Below are 24,864 nucleotides of genomic sequence, written 5' to 3' on the forward strand. Positions count from 1 at the left end.
GGACGAACCTCTGGTATGTCAGTTGTACCGCCAGGTGCATGGCTGATTGGCTACGTTCGGGAGGGATAACCGCTGAAAGCATCTAAGCGGGAAGCCTGTTTCGAGATGAGATTTCCTGGTGGCCTTTGGGTCACGTGAGGATCCCTATAGATGATGGGGTTGATAGGCCAGGTATGGACGCGGGGAATGCCCGTGGAGTTGACTGGTACTAATAGTCCGAAGGCTTACACTTTTATAACTGAGTTTTTGTTTGCGTCCACTGTATGGTTTTGAGATAACAACCCTTTGGGTTTGTTATTGCTGCCCCGTGTGTGGGGTGGTGCATCGTAGGTTTACGGTGGTTATAGCGAGAGGGAAACACCCGGTTCCATCCCGAACCCGGAAGTTAAGGCTCTTTGCGCCGATGGTACTGCACTGGTGACGGTGTGGGAGAGTAGGTCACCGCCGGTTTTTTGATTGGGATACAGGAAGAGCCTGAGTTTTATAGCTCGGGCTCTTTTTGTTTGTGGCTCGGAGCTATCGCTCCGAGCCCTTTTTTGTTTTAAAGCGACGGCCAAGAGTGAAGCTGTGTGCCTGAAAACGCACCGGTAAGACCAGGCAGCCCCTACGCAAGGTACCTCAAGCCAGATAAACTAGAACCTAGCATTAAAAACAGGGCAAAAAGAGCCCAACCCCCACCACAAACACCATAGAGGAGCTCACTTGGCTGAATACTCACGTAACCACTCAGATAAAAACCGCGGTGGCTACAAGAAGAACAACGACCGTAACTCCTCACGCCCCTACCGCAGCGACCGCTCCGACCGTAACGACAGCGGCTACACCAAGCGCGACGGCGACCGCCCCTACGGCGACAAGAAGAAGCCCTTCGATAAGAACCGCGGCGGTGGCAAGCGCTTCGACGAGCGTAAAAACAACGGTAACGGCCGCGGCGAACGCTCCTTCGACCGTAAGGGTAATGGCCCCCGCAAGAACTTCGACCGCGACCAGAATAAGCGCGGCTTCCAGGGGGAGCTCAAAGACCGTAACTTTACTGCTGAGGCAAAGAACCCCAGCGGTGACTACCGTCCGTCAAAGAATGCACCCGAGATCGACACCGACGTCACCGGCAAGGAACTCGAAAACTGGACCCTGCGTGCCCTGCGCCAGCTAGAAGCCCAGAACGCAGATACCGTAGCTAAGCACCTGGTCATGGTCGGCCGTTACCTCGACATCGACCCCGACTTCGCCCTAGAACACGCTGTTGCTGCCTCAAAGCGCGCAGGCCGAATCGGCGTCGTCCGCGAGGTCGTCGGTATCGCAGCCTACGCTGCAGAGGACTTTGAACTGGCCCTGCGTGAACTGCGCACCCACCGCCGTATCTCGGGCTCCAACGAGCACCTAGCGCTGCTCGTAGACTGCGAGCGTGCCCTGGGGCGTATCGAAAAGGCCCTGACCCTGGCTGAAGAAGCGAAGAACGAAGAGGTACCTGCCGCCGTCCGCTCTGAGGTCGCTATCGTTGTCTCCGGTATCTACAGCGACCAGGGCGAGCTGAAGAAGGCTCTGAAGGCCCTTGAGATTCCCGAGCTGAACCCCAAGCGCGGCTTTGACTACTCACCCCGTCTCTTCAACACCTATGCAGAACTCCTTGAGCAGGATGGCCGTGCAAAAGAAGCAGCCCGCTGGGCCCGCCTTGCCCTGATGACCGAGGCCGCTCTAGGCCAGGGTGACTTCGTCGAACCTGAAATCTTCGATATCTTCACTGAGCAGGACCTGCTTGAACCCGAAGAACCCTCCGTTGACCTTGAAGCTGCTGAAGCCCAGGCACCGGCTGCTGAAGCTGTAGAGGCCGACGCGGAAGCAGACGCTGCTGAAGCCACCGAAACCGAGGCTGCCGATGTAGTAGTCGCCGAAGAGTCTGAAGCCAGCGAAGACGGCGCTCTTTTTGAGGTCGGCGAAACCCTGACGACCACTGAAACCGTAGTTAGCGAAGACCAGGCAGAGGAAGAAGCCCTCTTCGAGCTGTCTGCTGAAGCTGCTGAGGAGGACCGCGACTAATGCTGCTGGCAGCCCACGACGCTATTCTCTCTGACCTTGATGGTGTAGTGTATGCCGGACCCTTCGCTATTGAAGGTGCCCCTGAGGCTCTGAACAGGGCACAGGATGCCGGGGTACCGGTAGCCTTCGTGACCAACAATGCCTCGCGCAGCGTCCAGGCCGTTGCTGATCACCTGGTGGAACTCGGCGTCAACACCGATGCCGACCATGTGATTAGCTCAGCCCAGGCTGCTGCTGAGCTGCTGAAGGCCCAGCTCCCTGCGGGGGCTAAGGTGCTGATTACCGGGGCGCAGGCTCTCGCCGATTGCGTAGCGGCTGCCGGGCTAACCCCCGTCAATAGCCAGGCTGATGAGCCGGTAGCTGTGGCCCAGGGCTTCAATCCCAAGATCGTGTGGGAAGATCTCGCTGAAGCCGCCTACACACTGGCCGATGAGAAGGTGCTGTGGGTTGCCTCGAACACCGATTTCACTATCCCGAAGGAACGTGGCATCGCCCCCGGTAACGGCACCCTGGTGGGGGCTGTAGCGACGGCTACCGGGCGCACCCCGCAGGTAGCTGGTAAGCCGGAGTCACCTATTTTTGTCACCGCCGCCCAGAAACTGAACTCTCAGCGTCCTGTGGTGGTGGGCGACCGCCTGGATACCGATATCCAGGGCGGTAACCGGGCAGCGATGGCGACGGCCGTGGTCATGACCGGGGTGGAGACCTACCAGAGCATTCTGGCGGCTATTCCGGTGGAGCGTCCCACCTATATTCTGGAAGACCTCGCCGGTTTCTTCGAGGACTACCCCCAGATCCAGGTGCAGGCAACAGCAACCGGTATGGGCGCTCGGGGCGCAGGCTGGTCCGCTGAGGCAACCGATACCGAACTCACCATCACCGGTGAGGGTAGCGAGATTGATAGTTGGCGTGTGGCCTGCGCAGCCTGGTGGGCTGCCCACCCCGATGCGTCCGCCCCGGTGTCTCCTAGCCAGGTGCACCGTGGCTAAGGGCGCGGACGAAACCGCCCAGAGTCTCGAAGAAAAGGCAGGTTCGGGGCTACCGACTGAAGAAGCCGAGGCTCTCGACCCCGAGTTCGAGGCGGCGCTGACAGCTGCCCTGGCCCTGGATGCCACCGAACGCATCGAGAGGCTGGGCCAGCTGGCGTCTGCCCTCAAAGAAGACCTAGATTCAAGCCGCTAGAGCCGAGTGCGGAGCGGGAAGGAAGAACATGCGACTGGACCAGTACATGGTGCAGGCAAAGATTGCCCGCTCCCGCACGCTGGCGGCCAAGATGGTTGAGGGCGGGCACATCAGCGTGAACGGCCGTACCGTGACGAAGCCAGCCCAAAAGCTGAAGGAGGGGGACCGCGTCCGCGTCCGCCGTAGCGAGCTGACCGAGTATGTGAGCCGCGCCGGGCATAAGCTGGCCGGGGCGCTGGACGCCTTCCCCGAGATCACCGTTGCCGGTAAATTCTGCCTGGACGCAGGTGCCTCTACCGGCGGTTTTACCGACGTGCTCCTGCGTCGGGGTGCCAGCCAGGTTGCGGCGGTTGATGTGGGGCACGATCAGCTGGTCGAGCAGATCCGGAATCACCCGTCCGTTGACGTTTATGAGGGCATGAACGTGCGGCACATGGGCCCCGACGATATCGGCGGGCAGGTAGCCCTTACGGTCTCAGACCTGAGCTTTATCTCCCTAACCAAGGTCGTTGAGCCGCTGGCCCGGGCAACGGCCGCAGGTGGGGACCTGCTGCTCATGGTCAAACCCCAGTTTGAGGTGGGCCCGGCCCGCATCGGCAAGGGCGGGGTGGTAACTGACCCTGAGGTGAGAGCGGACGCCGTGGCGTCCGTCCGCGCAGCAGCGCAGGACGCCGGCCTGCTCGTGCTGGGGGAGAAGGAAAGCCCCCTGCCGGGGCAGGACGGCAACGTAGAATTCTTCCTCTGGTGCCGCAAGCCTGACGAAGCAACCCCCGCTTCATAGGGCACCCAAAGTCGAATAAATATTCGAAAAAATCCGGTGTGTTGGGCCCAGAAAAACAGCAAAACTGCCTACGGTCAGCTAGCCTAAAAGTGTGAACGAAACACCTGACACCGCCCTCACACCCCAGCAGACCAAGACACCGGGGGAGCGCAATATTCTTGTCTTCGCCCATACCGGCCGTCTTGAGGCCCGCAACGCTGCTCGTGCTACCTGCACGCAGCTGCACCGGGCTGGCCTGGTGCCCGTGATGAACCGCGCTGACCTGGAAGCCCTGACCGAAAAGTGGGAGAACCCCGTGCCCGTGGCGGTGGCCCACGAGTCTGTGGCGCTCAAAGACATCGAGCTGGGTATGGTGCTGGGCGGTGACGGGTCGATTCTGCGCGCTGCCGAGATGATTCGCCACACCCAGATACCCCTCATCGGCGTCAACCTTGGCCACGTAGGGTTTCTTGCAGAGGCCGAAGAATTCGACCTAACCGAAACCGTTGAGCGAGTGGTCTCGGGCGACTACACGGTCGAAGAGCGCATGGCGATCGACGTGAAGGTCTGGGACGGCAGCCAGAAAATTCTTGAAACCTGGGCCCTTAACGAGGCCAGCGTTGAAAAGGGCAACCGCGAAAAAATGATCGAGGTGGTCATTGAGGTAGACCGGCGCCCGCTCTCGTCCTTTGGCTGTGACGGCGTGGTGTTGGCAACCCCGACCGGATCAACCGCCTACGCCTTTTCTGGCGGTGGCCCGATTGTCTGGCCCAGCGTTGAGGCTATGCTGATGGTGCCCCTCTCGGCCCACGCTCTTTTTGCCCGCCCCCTGGTGACCGCACCGACCTCGATGATGGCGGTAGAGCTGATCTCCACCAACGGGGCAGAAGGTGTGCTCTGGTGCGATGGACGGCGTACCCGCGACCTGCCTCCCGGGGCCCGCGTCGAGGTGACCCGCTCGTCCAAGCCCGTCCGCCTGGCCCGTATGCACCCGGCCCCCTTCTCAGAACGCCTGGTCAAGAAGTTCGAGCTACCCATTGCGGGCTGGCGCGGCCCGCACACCCCCGGGCCTGCGACCAGTGCCCTGACCGTCATCCGTAACGACTAACCTCGTCAAGAAAGTTTTCCCACGTGATTGAAGAAATTCACCTGCGCGATTTGGGCGTCATTACCGATGCCCGCCTGCCTCTTGAACCCGGCTTCTCGGTGCTGACCGGTGAGACGGGGGCCGGTAAAACCATGGTCGTGACGGCTCTGGGCATGCTGTTGGGCGCTCGCTCCGATGCCTCTAGCGTGCGCAACGGCGCTAAAAACGCCCTGGCTGAGGCCGTTATCCGCCTGCCTCAGGGGCACCGCGCCCTAGCCCTGGCCGAGGACGCCGGTGGTTCGGTTGAAGAACTCGACGGCGGTTCTGCCGAGCTGCTTCTGGCCCGCACCGTCAGCGCCGCAGGTCGCTCTCGCGCCCACGTGGGTGGTGTCTCTGCCCCTATCGGCACGTTGGCAGATATCGGCCATACCCTGGTTGCGGTCCACGGCCAGTCCGACCAGCTGCGTCTCAAGGACGCCGCCGAACAGCGTCACGCTTTGGACTCCTACGCCGGAAAAAAACTTGAAAAGCTTTTAGCGGCCTACACCGTCAACTACGAGCGCTACCGTCAGGCCGCCGGGGAACTTCGCGACGTCCGTGAAAATACCCGCGCCCGCGCACTGGAAGCCCAGACCCTGCAAGGGGCTCTAGCAGAAATCGATTCGGTGCAGCCTGCTGAGGGCGAAGATGAGGCCCTGCGGGCAGAAAGCCAAAAACTGGCCAACGTTGAGTCCCTGCGTCTAGCTGCGGCGACGGCGTCCGCCGCTCTGTCGGGCACCGAATACGGGGACGCGGACGAGCCCAACGTGCTGGGGCTGCTCGATGCCGCCCGCACCGCCCTGGCCGCAGAAGCAGATGCGGACGCCGACCTGGCAGCTCTCGCTGGACGGCTGAACGAGGCCCTGATTCATGTGACCGACATTGCCGAAGAAATCTCGGCTTATACCTCTGGGCTAGATACCGAGGGGCCAGAACGCCTTGCTGAGGTCGAGCACCGCCGGGCCCAGCTCAAGAGCCTGACCCGCAAGTACGGGGCTGATATTGCCGAGGTGCTGGCCTGGGCAGAAGAATCTCGGGCCCGCCTGGAAACCCTCTCAGATGACCCGGCCCGCCAGGAGGCCCTGGAAGCCGAGCTGCGCCAGCTGCGCGAGACCCTGGGGGAGCAGGCTGCGGAGCTCACCGACCTGCGCACCAAGGCAGCCCGCAAACTGGCAGCGGCGGTCAGCGAAGAACTCTCAGCCCTGGCCATGCCGAACGCTTCGCTGGTGGTTGAGGTAGAAGAAACCGAAAAGTTCCACCGCTACGGTAAGGACGCGGTGACCTTCATGCTGGCTCCCCACGCCCAGGCCGTCCCCCGCCCCCTAGGCAAGGGTGCCTCGGGTGGTGAGCTTTCCCGCGTGATGCTGGCCCTCGAAGTGGTGCTCTCAGAAGTAGACCCCGTGCCCACCTTCATCTTTGACGAGGTGGACTCCGGCGTCGGCGGTAAGGCAGCCATTGAAATCGGTCGCCGCCTGGCTATGCTCGCTAAGAACGTGCAGGTACTGGTGGTCACCCACCTGCCCCAGGTAGCTGCCTTTGCCGACCAGCATATCCTGGTACGCAAAAACGATGACGGCTCCCTCTCACGTGTGCAGGTTCTCACACCCGAGGAACGAGTCGTAGAGCTTGCCCGCATGCTCTCTGGCCACGACCAGTCAGCAGCAGCCCAGGAACACGCCCGAGAACTCCTGGCCGACGCCGGTCAGATCTAGCCCCCGGGCAGGTGCCCTACCTGCTCAGCAGAAGCCGGGGCAGGCGTCCGCCCACCGGGCCCTGCCCCGCAGTGTTTACACGCGCGAAACAGAAACGGTGATAGGCTGGAATTCCGTGGTAGATACAAACGCATCAAACAACGGTAAAGTCACCCGCCAGATTTTCGTCACCGGCGGCGTAGCATCATCTCTCGGCAAAGGCCTCTCAGCCTCATCTCTCGGCCGACTTCTTCGCTCCCGCGGTCTCTCAGTGACCATGCAGAAGCTCGACCCCTATCTCAACGTCGACCCCGGCACCATGAACCCCTTCCAGCACGGTGAAGTATTCGTCACCGACGACGGGGCAGAAACCGACCTCGACATCGGCCACTACGAACGCTTCCTCGACGAGAACCTCTCCCAGGCAGCAAACGTCACCACCGGCCAGGTCTACTCCCACGTCATCGCCAAGGAACGCCGCGGTGAATACCTGGGCGATACCGTACAGGTCATTCCCCATATCACCGACGAAATCAAGCGCCGTATGCGCCTGCCTGCCGAAGGCGAGAACGCCCCCGACATCATCATCACCGAAATCGGTGGCACCGTGGGCGACATCGAATCCCTGCCCTTCCTCGAAGCAGCCCGCCAGGTCCGCCGCGATGTAGGCCGCCGGAATGTCTTCTTCCTGCACGTGTCTCTGGTACCCTTCATCGGGCCGTCCGGCGAGCTGAAGACCAAGCCCACCCAGCACTCCGTTGCCGCCCTGCGCGGCCTGGGTATTATTCCCGACGGCCTGATCCTGCGCTGTGAACGCGAAGTGCCCGAGTCACACAAGATCAAGATCGGTCATGCCTGTGACGTAGAGCCCGAGGCCGTTATCTCCTGCGCTGACGCCCCCAGCATCTACGACATCCCCAAGACCCTGCACAGCCAGAACCTCGACGCCTACATCCTGGACTACCTGGGCATCGACGCTAACCCCGTTGACTTCACCCAGTGGGATAAGCTGCTGAGCGCCGTCCACACCCCCAAGACCGAGGTCAACGTTGCTCTGGTCGGTAAGTACATCGACCTGCCCGATGCCTACCTGTCGGTCACAGAGGCCCTGCGCGCCGGCGGCTTTGCCAACGACGCTAAGGTCAACATCAAGTGGGTTGCCGCCGACCTCTGCGCGAGCCGCGAGGACGCCGCCCACCAGCTGCGCGGCATGGACGCCATTCTCGTACCTGGCGGCTTCGGCATCCGCGGCCTTGACGGCAAGATTGGCGCCCTGCGCCACGCCCGCGAAAACAAGATTCCCACCCTGGGGATCTGCCTAGGGTTGCAGTCTATGGTGCTCGAATACGCCCGCAACGTGCTTGGCATCAAGGACGCCTCATCGACCGAGTTCGACCCCGAGACCGCATCCCCGCTGATCGCCACCATCGAAGAGCAGAAGGCCTTTGTGGACGGCGCGGGCGACCTGGGCGGCACTATGCGCCTGGGCCTTTACCCGGCAACCCTGGCAGCAGGTTCACTGGCTGAAAGCGTGTACGGGGCAACCGAGGTAGCAGAACGTCACCGCCACCGCTACGAGGTCAACAACGACTACCGTCAGCAGCTGGAAGAAGCCGGTCTGGTGATCTCCGGTACCTCACCCGACTCGTCCCTGGTGGAGTTCGTCGAGCTGCCCGTGAGCGAGCACCCCTACTACATCGCCACCCAGGCCCACCCGGAATACCGCTCCCGCCCAACCCGCCCCCACCCCCTCTTTGCGGGGCTGATCAAGGCGGCACTTGAGACCCGCAAGAACGGCTAGTACTGTTCTAAGGTATGCAACAGAATCTCTCGTATGAGGTGGGGGACGCCCCCCGCCTCGACGCCCCGGCGCTCGCCGCGACCCAAGATACAATCGCTGACATCGCCAACCCCCGCTACGTCACCAGCCGCACCACCAAATTTGAGGGCTACGTCTGGGACGTTATCCGCGAGGGCATAGCACTGGAAGAAGGCGCTGAACCCTTCGAACGAGATTTTCTGTTGCATCCCGGGGCGGTAGCCGTCCTCGCTCTCAACGAGAAGAACGAGGTGCTGCTCATCAACCAGTACCGCCACCCAGTGCGCGCCAACCTCTGGGAAATCCCAGCTGGCCTGCTCGATATTGACGGGGAAGACCCCGTCCATGCAGCTGCCCGCGAACTGGCAGAAGAAACCGACCTCCAAGCCGCTCGGTGGGATACCCTCATGGAGTTCTACAACTCACCCGGCGGCATGGGAGAGACCTGCCGAATCTACCTGGCCCGCGATCTCAGCGAAATTCCTGCCGAAGACCGCGAAGAGCGAGTCCACGAAGAAGCAGAAATCGTACAGCGCTGGGTGCCCCTCGACGAGGCAGTGCGCGCAGTGTTGGCAGGGCGTATCCACAACGCAGCCTCCACCAACGCGATCCTCGCCGCCGACGCAGCTGCCCGCCGTAACTTCGAAACCCTCTACCCGGCGTCCGCCCCCTTCACCGCTCACCCTGCCCTGCGTGAAGCCAACTACCGGGGAGAAATCCGCCCCGCCGAAGGGCTCTAAGGTGGCCCCCAGCGCCCCGGCTGCACCCACCCCGCTCGACAGGGCCATCGAGGCCTACCTCAACCACCTGGCCATCGAACGGGGCCTTGCCGCCAACACCCAGGCAGCCTACCGCCGCGACCTCACCCGCTACAGCACCTACCTGGCAGGCCAGGGCGTGATCGACCCGGGTACGATTACCAAAAAACACGTGCGCGACTTCGCTGCCCACTGCTCTGCCCCGGGCAAGGATGGGGGAGCAGGCCTCGCAGCGAAATCGGCCGCCCGCATCATCAGCGGCGTTCGCGGGGCCCATTCCTTCTGGTACCGCGAAGGCACCACGCCCACAGACCCCGCGGCGACCGTCCGTCCGCCCACTCCCGCCGCCCGTCTGCCCAAGGCCCTGCCCCTGGCCGACATCACCCGCCTGCTTGAAAGCCCCGACCCCGCCACCCCCGCGGGGCTGCGCGATAGGGCCCTGCTCGAATTCCTCTACTCCACGGGTGCCCGCATCAGCGAAGCCATCACGGTTGATATCGATGACCTGGTCATCGACCGGAACCCCACGGAAGAAAACCCCCAGTTGCCCGCCGTCGTAAGACTCTTCGGTAAAGGCAACAAGGAGAGGGTAGTGCCCGTTGGCTCCTACGCTGCCCGGGCTATCGACGACTACCTGGTGCGCGGACGCCCGGCGCTCGCCTCCCGCGGCAGGGGAAGCGCTGCCCTCTTTCTCAATGCAAGGGGCGGGCGTATCACCCGGCAGGGGGCCTACCTCATCCTTAAAAACCACGCTGAACGGGCGAAAATTCGGGCTGAGATTTCTCCGCATACCCTGCGCCACTCCTTCGCAACCCACCTACTTGAGGGCGGGGCCGACATTCGCGTGGTGCAGGAACTTCTGGGGCATGCTTCGGTGACAACAACCCAGGTCTATACCAAAGTCACCGCCGATACCCTGCGCGAGGTCTTTGCAGCTAGCCACCCCCGCGCCCGCTAGATATACGAGAGACAACGATGAATACTACCCCGCAGACAGACCAAGCCCGCTTAGATACCACTACCTTCGATGTGCTGGTCATCGGCGCTGGCCCGGTGGGAGAGAACCTTGCCGACTACGCCACCCAGGGCGGGCTGAACGTTGCCCTGATTGAGCACGAACTTCTGGGCGGGGAGTGCTCCTACTACGCCTGTATGCCGTCAAAGGCCCTACTGCGCCCCTTGCAGGTAGCTCAGCTTGCCCAGCACCTGCCCGGCCTCACCGGAACCACTGTGAATGCAGATGACCTGCTGAAACGGCGTGATGCCTGGGTCTCTCGCTACCGAGATGAGGGGCAGGTACGCTGGGCTGAATCGGCCGGTATCACCGTGGTGCGCGGCCACGGAGAACTGACAGGTGATAAAACCGTCACGGTAACCTCCGCTGACGGAGCCACCCGGATTCTCAAGGCCCGCCGGGCCGTTGTGCTGGCAACGGGATCGCAGGCCCGCGTGCCTCATCTCTATGCGGGGTTAGAGGCATGGGATAACAGGGACGCTACCGGCGTAGTTGAGATACCGCGGCGACTTACCATCGTTGGTGGCGGTGTAGTTGCGGTAGAAGCTGCCACCTGGATGGCCGCCCTGGGTAGCGAAGTGACCCTGCTGGTACGCGGGCAGCACCTCTTGGGCAGGCTAGGTGCAGAGGTCGAGGGGCTCAGCGATATGATTGCTGCGGCCCTGACCGACTTGGGCATTACTCTCCGCTACAGTGCCCGGGTTACGGACGCCCGCCGCGAGGCCCCCAGCGCCACAGGGCTCGGTAGGGTACACGGTGGGGAAGTTACCCTCACCCTAGATGACGGGCAGACCCTGGTCAGCGATGAACTGCTGCTAGCGACCGGGCGCACCCCTGCCCTAGAAGCGGTAGGGTTCCACACTATTGGTCTCAGCCCGGAGGCGGCCCTGGCCGGTGAGGGGCCCGACTGGCTCCACCTGATTGGGGACGCCGCTGGGCAGGTACTACTCACACACCAGGGTAAATACCGGGCACGGGTTCTAGGGGCCGCCCTCGCCGGGCAGGAAGAGTACGCCCCTGAACAAGAAGCTCCAGTACCCCAGGTGATCTTTAGCCAGCCCCAGGTAGCCCAGGTCGGACTCACCGCTCCTCAGGCCGCCCAGCAGGGCCATAGCGTGGTCACCAGCCGGGCCGCCATGAACGAGGCTGCAGGTACCTCCTTGCTGTCTGACCTCAACCGGGGCTTTGCTGAACTGACCGTTGATGCTGACACCGGCGTCCTACTGGGTGCCGTCTTTGTGGGGGAGGAAGCTGCCGAGCTCCTGCACGCAGCTACGATTGCCGTCACCGCCCAGCTACCCGTTAAGCTGCTGCGGCACGCGGTACCTGCCTATCCAACGTCCTCAGAAATCTGGCTGCGTTTGCTCGAAAAACTCCCCAGGGAGCTGCGCTAGTACTGCCAGATAGGTAAATAGCACAAAGTCGGATGGCTGAGAAACAAGACGCTTCTCAGCCAGCCGACTCAGCGAGTCGCTGCTAAGGGTGGAGACTTAGCTCAGGTGGCGCTCGTCCACACCGTTGTAGGCAGAGAGCGGGCGGATCAGTGAATTCGCTGCGCGCTGCTCCAGGATGTGGGCGGTCCAGCCGGTGATGCGGGAAGCCACGAAGATGGGGGTGAAAGTGGGGGTATCAAAGCCCATCAGGTGGTAGGTGGGGCCAGCAGGGTAATCCAGGTTGGGCTTGATTCCCTTAGCCTCGTCCATTGCTTCAGCCAGACCCTGGTAGAGACCGATGATGTCGTGGCGGCCGTAGTATTCGACCATGTCGAAGAAGGACTTCTGCATGGTGGGCACACGGGAATCGCCATTCTTGTAGACCCGGTGACCGAAGCCCATAATCTTCTTCTTCTCTGCTAGGGCGGCCTCCATCCATGCCTTTGCACGAGCCTTAGCGTCTGCCTGGGACTCACCCTCAATCACACCGATTTCATCGAAGGTGTGCTGCACGGCCTCGTTGGCGCCACCGTGCAGGGGTCCCTTGAGGGCACCGATAGCGCCGGTGACGGCTGAGTGCAGGTCTGAGAGGGAGGAGGTAATGACGCGGGCAGTGAAGGTAGAGGCGTTGAAGGAGTGCTCGGCGTACATGACCATGGAGACGTTGAAGGCGGTCTTGACCTCGGGGGCCGGAACTTCGCCGAAGGCCATGTAGAGGAAGTTGTCGCAGTAGTCCAGGTCTTCGCGCGGGGCAATGATGCTCTGGCCCCGGCGGCGACGCTGGTCGTAGCAGACGACAGCCGGCATGACCGCGAACAGTTCCTTGGCCTTGAGCAGTTCGGTCTCGGGGGAGAGATCCTCGCTCTTGGGGTCGGCTGCGCCCAGGAAGGAGGTCGCTGTGCGGCAGACATCCATGGGGTGGCAGTCGGTGGGCAGGGCGTCGATCACTGCCTTGAGGGCGTCGGGCAGAGCCCGGTGGGCTCGCTCGAAAGCGGTGAACTCTGCCAGCTCTTCGTCGGTGGGTAGCTCCCCGTTCCAGAGCAGCAGGGCTACCTTCTCAAAAGGAACGGTCGCCAGTTCCTGTACCGGGTAGCCCCGGTAGAGCAGGGAGTTGGTTTCTGCGTTGACCTTTGAGATGGCGGTATAGTCAGCAACTACACCGGCCAGACCTTTTTTGACCTCGTTGTCGCTCATGTCTGTTTCTCCTTGTGCGTTTAGGCTTCGAACTTACCGGGAACCTCGAAGTTGAAGATGCCGGTGTCGAACTGGTTGTAGGCCTCGTAGTCGACCAGGTCGTAGAGGCGGGAGCGGGTGAACATCTGGTCCACGTAGGCCTCCTGGGTACCGTCACGCTCGATGGTTTCCAGGACGCGTTCCATGGCTCCCAGCGAGGAGCGCAGCAGGGTGACAGGGTAGATAATCATTGAGATACCCGCTTCAGCCAACTGTTCCTTGGTGTAAAGCTCGCTCTTGCCGAACTCGGTCATGTTGGCAAGAACCGGCACGTCCACAGCGTCGCAGACAGCCTTGAACTCGTCGAGATTCTTCATGGCCTCGGGGAAAATCGCATCGGCGCCGGCATCGACCAGAGCCTTGATACGGTTGATGGTTTCCTCAAGGGAAGAAGTGCCGCGCAGGTCGGTGCGGGCCATAATCAGGAAGTTCTCGTCCCGGCGGGCCTCGGCTGCTGCCTTGATTCGCTTGGTCGCGGTTTCAAGGTCAACCATGTTCTTGTTGTCGAGGTGGCCGCAGCGCTTGGGGTTGAACTGGTCCTCAATGTGGCAGCCTGCCAGGCCGTATTCTTCGAACTCCTGGATGGTGCGGGCCACGTTCATGGGCTCACCAAAGCCGGTGTCGGCGTCCACGATAGCGGGCAGATTGGTGATGCGGGCAATCTGCCCTGCGCGCTGGGCTACCTCGGAGAGGGTGGTGAGGCCGACGTCCGGAAATCCCAGCTCGTTGGCCAGCACTGCACCCGAGATGTAGATACCGTCAAAGCCCTTTTCTTCAATCAGGCGGGCTGAGATGGGGGTGTAGGTGCCGGGGAACTGGCGAATCTGGCCGCTGGCCAGCATCTCGCGCAGATCCTTGCGCTTTTGGGCGGCAGTTTTTGAGGCGTACAGCATTAGAAGATACCCTTCTTGCCGGTTTCAAGGTCGATGGAGGCGGTGATGTTGAGGGCGTCCAGCTCACCTGCACCCAGATTAGCCAGGTTTTCAGCGGCCTCGATGAAGCGATCCTGTTCGGCCTCTGCAACCTTGCCCTCGGCCAGCTTGCGGAACTTGCCGATGTAGTCCTCGCGGGCGAAAGGACGGGCGCCGAGCGGGTGGGCGTCCGCCACAGCGATTTCTTCGCTGAAGGTCTCGCCGTTAGCCAGCTTGATTTCAACGCGGCCACCGAAGGCCTTTTCTGCGGGGTCGTTGGAGTGGTAGCGGCGGGTCCACTCGGCATCCTCAGCGGTGGTGACTTTGTGCCAGAGGGCTACGGTGTCTTCGCGCTGGGCACGCTCGGGGGCGTAGGAGCCGACGTGGTCCCACTCGCCGTCCTGCAGCATAACGGTGAAGATGTAGGGGATGGAGTGGTCCAGGGTCTCGCGGGTGGCGGTGGGGTCGTACTTCTGGGGGTCGTTGGCGCCAGAGCCGATGACGTAGTGGGTGTGGTGGGAGGTGTGCAGAACAATCGACTCGATGTTCTCGGGGTTGGCGAACTCTGGGTGCTCGCGGTGCAGCTTGCGGGCCAGGTCAATCCATGCCTGGGCCTGGTACTCAGCGGAGTGTTCCTTGGTGTAGGTGTCGAGGATCGCTCGCTTGGGCTCGCCAATTTCGGGCAGGGGCACTTCGTAGTGGGCGTCGGGGCCGTCCAGCATCCAGGCGATGACGCCGTCCTCACCCTCGTAGATCGGCACGGGGGAGGTCTGGCCGCGCATAGCGCGGTCAACCGCTTCAACTGCCATCTTGCCTGCAAAGGCGGGGGCGTGGGCCTTCCAGGTGGAGATTTCGCCCTTGCGGGACTGACGGGTGGCGGTGGTGGTGTGCAGGCCCTGACCGATGGCCTGGAAGATGGTTTCGGTGTCCAGGCCCAGTAGGGTTCCGATACCGGCGGAAGCGGACGGGCCGATGTGGGCTACGTGGTCAATCTTATGCTTGTGCAGGCAGATGGCCTTGACCAGGTCGACCTGGACTTCGTAGCCGGTAGCGATACCGCGAATCAGGTCACGGCCGGTGGAGCCCACGTGCTGGGCCACTGCCAGAATCGGGGGAATGTTGTCGCCGGGGTGGGAGTATTCTGCGGCCAGGAAGGTGTCGTGGTAGTCGAGCTCGCGCACTGCCACGCCGTTGGCCCAGGCTGCCCATTCGGGGGAGACCTTGGTGCTGGTGGGGACGCCGAAGATGGCTGCGCCCTTGCCGTTGGGGGAGTGGGCGTGGGTCAGGGCCTGGTCACGGGCGGAGATGATGGGGCCGCGGTTGAGAGAAGCGATAGCGACAGAGGCGTTGTCGATGATGCGGTTGATAACCATCTCTTCGACCTCGGGGAGTACCTCAACGGGGTCGGTAGCTACCTGGGCGAGCTTGTAGGCGAGCTGGTCTTCGCGGGGCAGGTTTTCTTCGGACTTATAAACTCGAACGGAGTGCAGCTTGGTCACTGATGTTTCCTTTCAGGTTGTTCCTCCCGGCAGCGGCGCCGGTGAGGGGTTTCTTAGGCTGTTGGTTCTGGATGGTTGAAAAGACTGTGCTGGCTCTGGGAGGCTGCGGCCTCTTCGATGGCGTAGAGCGCATTGGCTAGGTGCAGGCGGGTAGCGGCTTCAGCAAGCTGCGGGTCGCCGGAGGCGATGCAGCGGGCAATCTGGGCGTGCTCTTCAGCCGCCTGCTCTAGCCGGACGGGGTTGGCTTTAGAAAGCTTGCGGATGCGGGTGAGCTGGGTGCGCAAGGACGTCTGTGCTTGGTGCAGGTAGCGGTTGTTGGCTGCTGCGTCGATCGCGGTGTCGAGCTCATCTACCAGGGAGTAGTACTCCGCCAGCGAGGCTTCTCCGCGGTGCAGGGCAAATGATGCCTCTTCAAAGGCCTGTGCCAGCTCTTTGAAGACCTTGGAATCGCCTCGACGTGCCGCAAGTGCTGCCGCTGTGCTGTCGAGCGAGGTGCGTAGCTCAAAGAGGGCGTACACATTCGCTAGAGAAATCGGTGCAACGATGACGCCGCGGCCCGGCGCCGGTTCGGCAAGACCCTCAGCGAGGAGACGGGATATAGCTTCGCGGACGGGAGTACGAGAGACCCCCAATCGCTCTGACTGTTCTACCTCTGCAATCACAGAACCGGGAGCGAGCATTCCCTCCATGATGTCGCTGCGCAGGCTCTGATAGGCCAGTTCACCAGCTCTCATTCGCTCTCTCCTTTCACAGTTTTGTGATGTGTTGCACTGAAATTGGCGGTTGTGACCACTCTAAAACACCGACCCGAGTTTTGTATACAAAAGGGGGAAATTTTTCGGACTATGCGTGAAATAATGTGTCATTTTCATCAGTTTCACAAATTTCTGTATACAAAACCTTGCCAAATGTGACCCCTCGCACTAGGTTGGAGTCACTCCCTCATGACAACCCACCACCGGCGTCCGTAAAGGAGCACCCCACATGGCAACATACGCTGACACCTACACCCGCAGCATCGAAAACCAGGAAGAGTTCTGGCTAGAGCAGGCACAGGCCATTAGCTGGTCAACCGAACCAACCCGCGCCCTCGATAGCGATGCTGCCCCGCTGTACCGCTGGTTCCCCGACGGCACCCTCAACACCTGCTACAACGCCGTTGACCGCCACGTAGAAGCCGGCCACGGCGATCGCACCGCCATCACCTACGACTCAGCCATGCTCGGCACCCGCCAGAACATCACCTACTCAGAACTCAAAGGCGAGGTAGAAAAAATTGCCGGGGCGCTCGCGTCCGCCGGGGTCGAAAAAGGCGACCGCGTACTCATCTATATGCCCATGATTCCCCAGGCTGCTATGGCCATGCTGGCGGTTGCCCGCCTGGGCGCCGTGCATTCGGTGGTCTTTGGTGGCTTTGCCCCCAACGAACTGGCTAGCCGTATCAACGACTGCTCGCCCACCGTCGTCCTGACCGCTTCTGGCGGTGTGGAACCCAAGCGCCGTATCGAGTACATTCCCGCCGTCGAAAAGGCTATTGAGCTATCGCAGACCAAGCCTGCGACCGTGCTGGTCTTCGAGCGTGAGGGCTTTGAGAACTCGGTATCTGATGCGGTGCGCCGAGCTGAAGAGAACTCCACCGGCGTGACCTGGCTCGATTGGGGTCAGGCCGTAGAGGCAGCCCAGCCGCACGCACCTGTCGACGTGAAGGCCACCGACCCCCTCTACATTCTGTACACCTCTGGCACGACTGGCTCTCCCAAGGGTGTAGTGCGCGATAACGGTGGTCACGCCGTGGCTCTGACCTGGACCATGAAAAATATTTACAATGTGGGCCTCGGTGAAGTGATGTGGTGTGCCTCGGATGTGGGCTGGGTTGTAGGCCACTCCTACATTGTCTACGGTCCCCTGCTGGCCGGGGCAACCACTGTTCTGTACGAAGGTAAGCCTGTTGGAACTCCGGACGCCGGCGCCTTCTGGCGGGTTATCCAGGAATCCGGTGCCAAGTCCCTCTTCACCGCTCCCACCGCCCTGCGAGCCATCCGCAAGGCTGACCCCGAAGCTGAGCTACTCGGCGGCTACGATATTTCCTCCCTACAGCTGCTCTTCGTTGCCGGTGAGCGCCTGGACCCCGAAACCTACCACTGGGCCACCGAGAAACTGGGCGTGCCCGTCATTGATAACTGGTGGCAGACCGAAACCGGCTGGGCCATTGCGGCTAATCCCCGGGGGCTGGAAGCTCTGCCTCTGAAGCCTGGCTCCCCCTCTGTTCCTTCACCCGGTTACAACCTGCAGGTGCTCGACCCCTTCGGTGAGCCCGTTGGCCCCGGCGAAGAGGGCAACCTTGCCATCAAACTACCCATGCCCCCGGGTACCCTGCCCACCCTCTGGGGCAACGACGACCGCTACATTTCCTCCTACCTCGATGCCTTCCCCGGCTACTACACCACCGGCGACTCAGGCTACATTGATGAAGACGGCTACGTCTTCGTCATGGGGCGCACGGACGACGTCATCAACGTATCGGGTCACCGCCTCTCAACCGGTGCTATGGAACAGGTACTCGCCGGCCACCCGGCTGTCGCTGAGTGCGCAGTGATCGGTGTGGCTGACCAGCTCAAAGGTCAGCGGCCCGCCGGCTATGTGGTACTCAAAGCCGGTGCCGACATCACCGAAGAGCAGCTGGCTGCCGAACTCATCGCCAGCGTGCGCAATGACATCGGTGCGGTGGCCGACTTCAAGGACGTCAAGATTGTGGACGGTCTGCCCAAGACCCGCTCCGGCAAGATCCTGCGCAAGACCATGCGCCAGATTGCCGACGGCGAGCAGTACACCGTGCCCTCCACTATTGAAGATATGAGCGTGCTGGACGATATCGCTAAGGTGCTGCGTAGCTAACTCATAAGGGGCTTCGCAGGCTCACAGCGAGCGTGAGCCTGCGGAGCCTCCTATGAATAAGCCTCTTGGTTAGCCTGGTAGGGGTTAGAGGCGCGATCTGGGTAGGGCTGGTTGCCCGTGCCATACTGGTAGCCATGACAACCCTTCTCACCGCTGCGCCTGCCCTGCTCGGGCTGGGGCTCATGATGGGCTTTAGCCCCTCGCTCTACAGCATCACCTTTCTGGCGCTCATCAACGACCCCAGCAAAATGCATATTGTCCGCTGGATTAGTGGCGGAATTGTCATGGGGGCTACCGTCCTCGTCCTGCTCTTCCGCTTCGTTGACCCAGAGAACCTAATACAGCTGGTTCACAGCGATGCGAGCAAAGTCCTCGTGCGAAAAAGCATTGATGCCGGTGCCGCCCTGCTGCTTGCACTATCGGCAGTCCTGCTCTGGACGCGCAGAAACCGCCCCAAGAGGGCACATAAGGTTAAAAACTTACACCTCTCACCCCGGAAAGCTGTGCTAGAAGGCTTTTTGAATTCGGCTATCGGATTGAGCTCGATGGCAACGATGTATATGGTGGGTCGCCTGCTCACAACGGTGAGCCACAACGCGGTTGAATGGGTGCTGGCCTATCTCATCTTTACAGTCGGTATGGTTGGGCCCTACCTGCTACTCGAAGCAAGCTGGGACCGCTTCCCGGGCTTTGCTCACGCTGTCACAGGTGTGCTTGCAAGGATTAAGAATGCCAACCTAACCGCTCTCTATAGCCTGATGTTGCTAGTAGGGGCAGTCTTCTTTGGGGTGCTGGCTGTTCGTTAGCTGGGGAAGATTTGATTTGTGTCGGTTCGTGCCCTATATTTGTATCTGTTGCTGAAACAAATACAAAAAGGATGTTCTGTGGATACAAAATTCTCGGTCGCCGTACACACCCTGGTCATGCTCTCGGAAGCCGACGATAAACTCACCTCTGAGGCCATAGCAACCAGCGCGGGCACCAACGCCAGCTACATTCGCAAAATCATCTCCCTGCTCAAAAAAGCAGACCTGCTTGACCGCATCCCCGGTAGCTTTGACTACCAGCTCGGTAAGCCGAAAACCGAAATGACCCTGCTCGATATCTACCGGGCCGTTAACCCCAACATCCACATTGATACCCACCAAAACGCCAACCCGGAATGCCCGGTAGGGGGCCATATCAATGCGGTGCTCGACCCCATCGCCGCCCGTGCCGAACAGGCCATGACCGACCAGCTAGCAGGAATCACCCTGGATACAGTCATCGAAGATATCAGGGCCAGCTACCTAGCAGCCCACCCCGACGCTCAAATTTAACATCGCCTCCACTATCACCCACCCGAAAGAGAAAACCATGAAAGCCTTTACCCTCACCTCCTACGCCAACGGCGGTGCCACTCAGTGGGCGGACGTCCCCGCCCCCGTCGCCGGGCCCGGCCAGGTGGTTATTGGCGTCCGCGCCGCAGGCCTCAACCCGCTTGATGCCATGATTGCCCGCGGTGATTTCAAGCAGCTCCTGCCCTACAAGCTCCCCCTCATCCTGGGGCAGGAAGTCGCCGGGGACGTCCTCGCCGTCGGTAGCGGCGTCACCGACTACTCGGTAGGGGATAAGGTCTTTACCCGCCTGCCTATCGACGTTACCGGCGGATTTGCCGAACAGGTCGCTGTAGACGCTGCCCAGATTGCGCCCCTGCCTGCCAACCTGACCTACGCTGAAGCCGCTGGCCTGCCCCTGGTCCTACTCACCGCTATTCAGGCCTTCACCGAAAAGGCCCCCATCAAGCCCGGTGATAAGGTCTTCATCCAGGGCGGTACCGGCGGGTTGGGCTCTATCGCTATCCAGGTCGCCAAGCGCCTGGGCGCAACCGTTGCCACCACCGTCAGCACCAAGAACGTCGAGCTGGCTAAGACCCTGGGGGCTGACGTGGTTATCGACTACCGCACCCAGAACTACGAGGAGCACATCTCGGGCTACGACATCGTGCTCGATACCTTGGGCAAGGGGGAAACCACTCGTTCCATGAAGGTGCTGGCACCCGGCGGCATCCTGGTGACCGTGGTCGGGGCGCCCGATACCGACTTCGCCGCCCAGCTCGGTAAGAAGGCCCTGACCCCGGTCATGTGGTTCCTCAGCCGAAAAGAGCGGGCTGCTGCCAAGAAGCTCGGCGTGACCTACAAGTTCCTCTTCATGCGGGCTGAGGCAGACCAGCTCAAGAACTACACACCCGCCATCGAATCTGGCGCTATTAAGCCCCTGGTCGCCCAGACCCTACCCTTTGACCGCCTGGAAGAAGCCCTCGACCTACTCGCAGCAGGCAAGGGTGGCCCCGGCAAAATCGTCGTTGAAACGAATTAGAGGTAATCGAATTTTGAGTGAAACCACCGAACTCTCGAGAGTTCGGTGGTTTCACTTAATAATCTTACTTCAACAATTGAATTTAGCTTTTCTTTCTATTTTTTAGAGAAAGGGGAAGCTTTCCTTTTGCTGAACCGATAATTTGTTTAGCTTGCTCTTTTTTGTTGGTCTTGGACTCATCTTCATCGAGGATAAACTCTTCGGGCACCTTGCCATCGGGCCATGCTAGTGGGAGTCCCTTTAGGTGCTTCTGAAGCTGGCCTGATTGGGATTTAAGGGACGCGTAGGTTAGGCTTCCGGAAATTATCCCGCCAGCCAGGGGGACAGCCTTTGCTACACCTTTTGCAAAGCTGTCTTTGGTAACCTTAACCCCGATAAATCTCAGTGTCTTTTTGATTGGGCCGTAATAAAAGGTTTTCGTTAGAGCCTTTTTAGCGATATTTCGTTGAACAGCAGGGCGAGCTATATCGTTCGCAAATTTCATGAGATTATTTGCCGCACCCCCTACTCCAAGCATTACTCCAAGAAACATCGCAAATTTTGCAACTGTTTCATCATCTTTTTCGTTCAAATCAGAGATGAACGACTGCCATCCATACAAATATGCTAATTTCTGCATCACGCGGAATGCATGTACATAGTATTGCGTAACATCAGCGGGAATGGTTGCAATCATTCCAAACCCGCCAGGAAGGCCGGCAGCAAAAGAGATTGCTGAGGATTTACGAGTCTCAAATTCGATAGCAGATTTTGCAAGTTTATCGATAAGACGCGAGTCTATACCGGCCTGAGCGGGAGTAGAATTGATTACCTCATCAATTTTGTCTTCAGGAATGAATGCCTTTTCAAGTTCACTCCTAATGAACGCCTCTCTGTCAATTTTGACACCCTTAAGGCGAGTGATGGTAGTGATAAATTTTCTACCTATTTCTTCTGCCTCGTCGTCAGTAACTTCGTCTGTAACGGGTTGAAGGGCCTCAGACGGGGGTAACGCTGAATCTAGATTTAGTTCAGTGCTTTTAGAGTCTTCATCTACTGTTGGCTTAGCGGCAGGAACTGTGGAATCCATGGGCAACCTTTACTTATAAAATCAAGAGATTTGGAGTTCTGATGAGTTGTTAACGATTGTAGTGGCATGTAGTCACCGCACAGAAGGTTTTGAGATTCCAAATCTGGTAAATCTGTAACTTCAGTGACTGCTGAGGTCGCTCATACTGATAACTCACTCAAGGTGTTCCCTAACAACGATCATTGGTTTAATCCTTTGGAGCTGTGGTAACAGCTACCTGGCATAACCTCCTGGTTCCTAGCGTTTGGAAGAAGCCCTCGACCTGCTCGCAGCAGGCAAGGCGGCCCCGGCAAAATCGTCGTTGAAATGAACTAGAAGGTGATGACTTGCACCCACCAGCTAAACTGGTAGGTAAAAGTCTTGAACCCAACCAAAGGTGAAACACAGTGACTGAAACCGGCGCTGAGCAGCTCGGCCCCACCGGCCGCCCCCTGCGCATCTACCCCGACCCCGCCCCCCTCTCCACTCACGGGCCCGCCCGCATCATCTCCATGGTCAACCAAAAGGGCGGCGTCGGAAAAACCACCTCCACCATCAACCTCGGTGCCGCGCTCGCAGAAGCCGGACGCCGCGTCCTACTCGTCGACTTCGATCCTCAGGGCGCGCTGTCCGCCGGTTTCGGCGCCAACCCCCACGAACTCGACCTCACCGTCTACAACGTCATGATGGACCGCAAGGTCGATATCCGCGAGGTTATCCAGAGCACCGAATTCGAGAACATCGACCTGCTCCCCGCCAACATCGACCTCTCCGCAGCCGAAGTGCAGCTGGTCAACGAGGTCGCCCGCGAGCAGGTTCTCGCCAGCGCCCTGCGCAAGGTCGAAAACGACTACGACGTTATCCTGATTGACTGCCAGCCCTCCCTGGGCCTACTCACCGTCAACGCCCTGACCGCCAGCCACGGCGTCATCATCCCGCTCATCTGCGAGTTCTTCGCCCTGCGCGCGGTAGCCCTGCTGGTGGACTCCATCGAAAAGGTGCAGGACCGCCTGAACCCCAAGCTCGAAATCGACGGCGTGCTCGCCACCATGTTCGACTCCCGCACCCTGCACTCAAAAGAGGTACTGGCCCGTATCGTTGACGCCTTTGGAGACAAGGTCTTCGACACCGTCATTAAGCGCACCGTTAAGTTCCCCGATGCCTCCGTATCGGCAGAACCTATCCTGTCGTACGCCTCGAACCACCCCGGTGCCGAGGCCTACCGCCAGCTAGCCCGCGAGCTGATCTCCCGCGGCGGCGCCCCCTAAACGCACCTGCCCCTATGCTCTAGGCTACTTTTGCCCGTCTGCCCTTGAAGAACCTCGGGGCAGGCGGGCACAATGGTTAAAACACAGAAAAAGAACGGCTCATGAGAAGCCGCCGAATCCTGGCTCAAAGACCCACAGGAGACTCGCTGCCGTGACGGTACCGAACACACTTACCCAGAGCGCCCCTGCGCCCTTTACGCTCACCCTAAGCAACTTCGAAGGACCCTTCGACCTGCTGCTCACCCTGATTTCCCGCCGTAAACTCGATATCACCGATATCGCCCTGGCCGAAGTCACCGACGAATTTCTCACCTACATCCGCCCCCTGCTTGAAGACGGCAGCGATGCCGCCCTCAACACCGCAAGCGACTTTCTCGTCACCGCTTCCACCCTGCTCGAACTCAAAACAGCGCGACTGCTCCCGCGCAGCGACAAAGCTCTAGCCGCCAACCCCGACCTGCTTGAAGCCCGCGACCTGCTCTTTGCCCGCCTGCTTCAGTACCGGGCCTACCGCGAGGTTGCAAGCGTGCTCGAAGAGCGATTCACCGCAGAAAACCAGCGCTTTTCCCGCACCGTCGCCCTCGAACCGGCCTTCACCAAGGTACTACCCGAGCTGGTCTTCGACCTGACCCCGCAGGCCTTTGCTGAGATTGCCGCCCGCGCCCTGCGCCTGCACGAAGACCCCGACATCGAGCCGGAACCCGAGCACATCGACACCGGCCACATCTACACCCCGGCCACCACCATCGCAGCCGAAGAAGCGACGCTGTTGGCCAAGCTGGGGGAGAGCGGCGGGCAGTTGAGTTTCGCCGAGGCCTGTGCGGACGCCTCCAGCCGCGAAGTCGTGGCCGTCCGCTTTCTTGCGGTGCTAGAACTCTATAAAGAGGGCAAACTCGCCGTAGAACAGGGCCAGGCTCTGGGCCCCATCACCCTGCGCCTTGAAAGCCCAGCAACCGCCCACCGGGAAGGAGAGACAGAATGAGCGGGAACCCCGACTACACCGACGATGACCTCAAGATTCTGCTCTCCGGCAGCTGGGACGCTGAACCGGAGCAGGAGCCCGAACCTGAGCCAGCACCGCAGCCCGAGCCAGTACCAGAAGAAACCTCCCCGGTGGCACCCCAACCCGCTGCTAAGCCAACGAAAGCCGCTCCGCAGGTGGCGGCGTCCGCCCACGAACTCAACCGAGTTGAGCTCCAACCCGGCGGCGTGAAAGCCGCTATCGAGGCGATTTTGGCGGTAGCCGATGTGCCGGTGAGCGTTCGTGAGTTCGCGGCGGCCCTGATCGTCTCAGAACGAGCCATCGAAACCGCCCTCGACGAGCTGATGCGCGACTACGACGGCTACGACGATGCCACCGGCACCCACGAGCCCCGCGGCTTTGAACTCCGCCAAGTGGCAGGTGGCTGGCGGCTCTACTCCCGGGCTGATTTTTCACCCTGGGTCAGCCGGTTCGTGGTGGGCGCCCAGACCGTCAAACTCACCAAGGCAGCCCTCGAAACCCTGGCCGTTATTGCCTATCAGCAACCGGCCACCAGGGCCTATATTGCCCAGGTGCGCGGGGTTTCGGCAGACGCGGCGGTGCGCAACCTCCTACAGCGCGGCCTCATCACTGAGACCGTGCCCGATGAAACCGGGGCCACCCAGTACATCACCACCGACACCCTGCTTGAAAAGCTGGGGCTGAACTCCCTTGACGAGCTTCCCGCCCTGGCCCCCTACCTACCCGACCCCCACGAGGTGGGCAGCAGCACCACCACCCTAGACTTGGATGACCCCAGCTAGCGCTAGCTAGCTGCGGCATCACCAGAAACTACGACACAGAGGAAAG

Annotated in this window: 22 protein-coding genes and 2 rRNA genes; 19 read left to right on the top strand and 5 right to left on the bottom strand. The window is 60.7% G+C overall.

Annotated elements, in window-relative coordinates; translation table 11 throughout:
- The 12 genes from L6758_RS00005 to L6758_RS00060 all read left to right on the top strand — a co-directional run.
- Positions 1-232, top strand: a 23S ribosomal RNA gene (locus L6758_RS00005); the annotation flags it as partial.
- Between the two features lie 101 nt (positions 233-333).
- Positions 334-450: ribosomal RNA gene (gene rrf, locus L6758_RS00010) — 5S ribosomal RNA — on the top strand.
- A gap of 252 nt (positions 451-702) precedes the next feature.
- Positions 703-2,037 (top strand): tetratricopeptide repeat protein, encoded by a 1,335-nt coding sequence (locus L6758_RS00015; protein WP_237204955.1) that lies wholly within the window; start codon positions 703-705, stop codon positions 2,035-2,037.
- Positions 2,037-3,026, top strand: coding sequence for an HAD-IIA family hydrolase (locus L6758_RS00020; RefSeq protein ID WP_237204956.1), 990 nt, complete (start codon positions 2,037-2,039; stop codon positions 3,024-3,026). The genes L6758_RS00015 and L6758_RS00020 overlap by 1 nt, the downstream gene beginning before the upstream one ends.
- On the top strand, positions 3,019-3,219 hold the full coding sequence (locus tag L6758_RS00025; RefSeq protein WP_237204957.1) for a hypothetical protein: 201 nt from the start codon (positions 3,019-3,021) through the stop codon (positions 3,217-3,219). The genes L6758_RS00020 and L6758_RS00025 overlap by 8 nt, the downstream gene beginning before the upstream one ends.
- Positions 3,220-3,247: 28 nt before the next feature.
- Positions 3,248-4,000, top strand: a complete 753-nt coding sequence (locus L6758_RS00030) for a TlyA family RNA methyltransferase (protein WP_237204958.1) — start codon at positions 3,248-3,250, stop codon at positions 3,998-4,000.
- A gap of 91 nt (positions 4,001-4,091) precedes the next feature.
- Positions 4,092-5,087, top strand: coding sequence for an NAD kinase (locus L6758_RS00035; RefSeq protein WP_237185555.1), 996 nt, complete (start codon positions 4,092-4,094; stop codon positions 5,085-5,087).
- Positions 5,088-5,110: 23 nt separating this feature from the next.
- Positions 5,111-6,817, top strand: a complete 1,707-nt coding sequence (gene recN, locus L6758_RS00040) for a DNA repair protein RecN (protein WP_237204959.1) — start codon at positions 5,111-5,113, stop codon at positions 6,815-6,817.
- A gap of 97 nt (positions 6,818-6,914) precedes the next feature.
- Entirely contained in the window at positions 6,915-8,597 is a 1,683-nt protein-coding gene (locus L6758_RS00045) for a CTP synthase (RefSeq protein ID WP_237204960.1), read from the top strand.
- 14 nt (positions 8,598-8,611) lie between these two features.
- A complete protein-coding gene (locus L6758_RS00050) occupies positions 8,612-9,355 on the top strand; it encodes an NUDIX domain-containing protein (protein WP_237204961.1) in 744 nt (247 codons plus the stop codon).
- 1 nt (position 9,356) lies between these two features.
- On the top strand, positions 9,357-10,331 hold the full coding sequence (locus L6758_RS00055; RefSeq protein WP_237204962.1) for a site-specific tyrosine recombinase XerD: 975 nt from the start codon (positions 9,357-9,359) through the stop codon (positions 10,329-10,331).
- Between the two features lie 17 nt (positions 10,332-10,348).
- Positions 10,349-11,782, top strand: a complete 1,434-nt coding sequence (locus L6758_RS00060) for a dihydrolipoyl dehydrogenase family protein (RefSeq protein WP_237204963.1) — start codon at positions 10,349-10,351, stop codon at positions 11,780-11,782.
- 96 nt (positions 11,783-11,878) lie between these two features.
- On the opposite strand, the gene L6758_RS00065 is transcribed toward L6758_RS00060, so the two are convergent.
- Genes L6758_RS00065 through L6758_RS00080 form a run of 4 tightly spaced genes read right to left on the bottom strand, consistent with a single transcriptional unit; the run spans position 11,879 to position 16,198 of the window.
- Positions 11,879-13,015 carry a bifunctional 2-methylcitrate synthase/citrate synthase gene (locus L6758_RS00065; RefSeq protein WP_237204964.1) on the bottom strand — a complete coding sequence of 379 codons (1,137 nt, stop codon included), beginning with the start codon at positions 13,013-13,015 and terminating at the stop codon, positions 11,879-11,881.
- Positions 13,016-13,035: 20 nt separating this feature from the next.
- Positions 13,036-13,947: a methylisocitrate lyase gene (prpB, locus tag L6758_RS00070; protein WP_237204965.1), complete on the bottom strand. Its 912-nt coding sequence runs from the start codon at positions 13,945-13,947 to the stop codon at positions 13,036-13,038.
- Entirely contained in the window at positions 13,947-15,464 is a 1,518-nt protein-coding gene (locus tag L6758_RS00075; protein ID WP_237204966.1) for an MmgE/PrpD family protein, read from the bottom strand. The genes prpB and L6758_RS00075 overlap by 1 nt, the downstream gene beginning before the upstream one ends.
- Before the next feature lie 53 nt (positions 15,465-15,517).
- Positions 15,518-16,198 (bottom strand): GntR family transcriptional regulator, encoded by a 681-nt coding sequence (locus L6758_RS00080; protein ID WP_237204967.1) that lies wholly within the window; start codon positions 16,196-16,198, stop codon positions 15,518-15,520.
- Between the two features lie 250 nt (positions 16,199-16,448).
- Between L6758_RS00080 and L6758_RS00085 the strand changes: the two genes are divergently transcribed.
- The 4 genes from L6758_RS00085 to L6758_RS00100 all read left to right on the top strand — a co-directional run bounded on the left by L6758_RS00085 (position 16,449) and on the right by L6758_RS00100 (position 20,717).
- Positions 16,449-18,359 (top strand): propionyl-CoA synthetase, encoded by a 1,911-nt coding sequence (locus L6758_RS00085; protein WP_237204968.1) that lies wholly within the window; start codon positions 16,449-16,451, stop codon positions 18,357-18,359.
- A 134-nt stretch (positions 18,360-18,493) separates the two neighbouring features.
- The gene (locus L6758_RS00090; RefSeq protein ID WP_237204969.1) at positions 18,494-19,165 is read left to right on the top strand and encodes a hypothetical protein; all 672 of its coding nucleotides are present in this window, start codon (positions 18,494-18,496) and stop codon (positions 19,163-19,165) included.
- Between the two features lie 78 nt (positions 19,166-19,243).
- The gene (locus L6758_RS00095) at positions 19,244-19,678 is read left to right on the top strand and encodes an Rrf2 family transcriptional regulator (RefSeq protein ID WP_237204970.1); all 435 of its coding nucleotides are present in this window, start codon (positions 19,244-19,246) and stop codon (positions 19,676-19,678) included.
- A gap of 37 nt (positions 19,679-19,715) precedes the next feature.
- Positions 19,716-20,717: an NADP-dependent oxidoreductase gene (locus L6758_RS00100; RefSeq protein WP_237204971.1), complete on the top strand. Its 1,002-nt coding sequence runs from the start codon at positions 19,716-19,718 to the stop codon at positions 20,715-20,717.
- A gap of 82 nt (positions 20,718-20,799) precedes the next feature.
- Here the strand turns inward: L6758_RS00100 and L6758_RS00105 are convergent, their stop codons facing one another.
- Positions 20,800-21,786, bottom strand: coding sequence for a hypothetical protein (locus L6758_RS00105; protein ID WP_237204972.1), 987 nt, complete (start codon positions 21,784-21,786; stop codon positions 20,800-20,802).
- Positions 21,787-22,172: 386 nt separating this feature from the next.
- On the opposite strand from L6758_RS00105, the gene L6758_RS00110 reads away from it, so the two are divergent.
- The 3 genes from L6758_RS00110 to scpB all read left to right on the top strand — a co-directional run bounded on the left by L6758_RS00110 (position 22,173) and on the right by scpB (position 24,818).
- Positions 22,173-23,033, top strand: coding sequence for a ParA family protein (locus L6758_RS00110; protein ID WP_237185541.1), 861 nt, complete (start codon positions 22,173-22,175; stop codon positions 23,031-23,033).
- 151 nt (positions 23,034-23,184) lie between these two features.
- Positions 23,185-24,015: a segregation and condensation protein A gene (locus tag L6758_RS00115; protein ID WP_237218589.1), complete on the top strand. Its 831-nt coding sequence runs from the start codon at positions 23,185-23,187 to the stop codon at positions 24,013-24,015.
- Positions 24,012-24,818, top strand: coding sequence for an SMC-Scp complex subunit ScpB (gene scpB, locus L6758_RS00120; RefSeq protein ID WP_237218590.1), 807 nt, complete (start codon positions 24,012-24,014; stop codon positions 24,816-24,818). The genes L6758_RS00115 and scpB overlap by 4 nt, the downstream gene beginning before the upstream one ends.
- The last annotated feature ends 46 nt before the right edge of the window (positions 24,819-24,864 follow it).

The organism is Rothia nasimurium (assembly GCF_928382285.1).
In the GTDB taxonomy this organism is placed as follows: Bacteria; Actinomycetota; Actinomycetes; order Actinomycetales; family Micrococcaceae; genus Rothia; species Rothia nasimurium_E.

What these genes read in the sequence shown, in the direction of transcription:
- L6758_RS00020 (WP_237204956.1), top strand. Translation starts at nt 2,037, where the DNA reads ATGCTGCTGGCAGCCCACGACGCTATTCTCTCTGACCTTGATGGTGTA.
- L6758_RS00030 (WP_237204958.1), top strand. Translation starts at nt 3,248, where the DNA reads ATGCGACTGGACCAGTACATGGTGCAGGCAAAGATTGCCCGCTCCCGC.
- L6758_RS00050 (WP_237204961.1), top strand. Translation starts at nt 8,612, where the DNA reads ATGCAACAGAATCTCTCGTATGAGGTGGGGGACGCCCCCCGCCTCGAC.
- L6758_RS00060 (WP_237204963.1), top strand. Translation starts at nt 10,349, where the DNA reads ATGAATACTACCCCGCAGACAGACCAAGCCCGCTTAGATACCACTACC.
- L6758_RS00065 (WP_237204964.1), bottom strand. Translation starts at nt 13,015, where the DNA reads ATGAGCGACAACGAGGTCAAAAAAGGTCTGGCCGGTGTAGTTGCTGAC.
- prpB (WP_237204965.1), bottom strand. Translation starts at nt 13,947, where the DNA reads ATGCTGTACGCCTCAAAAACTGCCGCCCAAAAGCGCAAGGATCTGCGC.
- L6758_RS00080 (WP_237204967.1), bottom strand. Translation starts at nt 16,198, where the DNA reads ATGAGAGCTGGTGAACTGGCCTATCAGAGCCTGCGCAGCGACATCATG.
- L6758_RS00085 (WP_237204968.1), top strand. Translation starts at nt 16,449, where the DNA reads ATGGCAACATACGCTGACACCTACACCCGCAGCATCGAAAACCAGGAA.
- L6758_RS00090 (WP_237204969.1), top strand. Translation starts at nt 18,494, where the DNA reads ATGACAACCCTTCTCACCGCTGCGCCTGCCCTGCTCGGGCTGGGGCTC.
- L6758_RS00100 (WP_237204971.1), top strand. Translation starts at nt 19,716, where the DNA reads ATGAAAGCCTTTACCCTCACCTCCTACGCCAACGGCGGTGCCACTCAG.
- L6758_RS00105 (WP_237204972.1), bottom strand. Translation starts at nt 21,786, where the DNA reads ATGGATTCCACAGTTCCTGCCGCTAAGCCAACAGTAGATGAAGACTCT.
- scpB (WP_237218590.1), top strand. Translation starts at nt 24,012, where the DNA reads ATGAGCGGGAACCCCGACTACACCGACGATGACCTCAAGATTCTGCTC.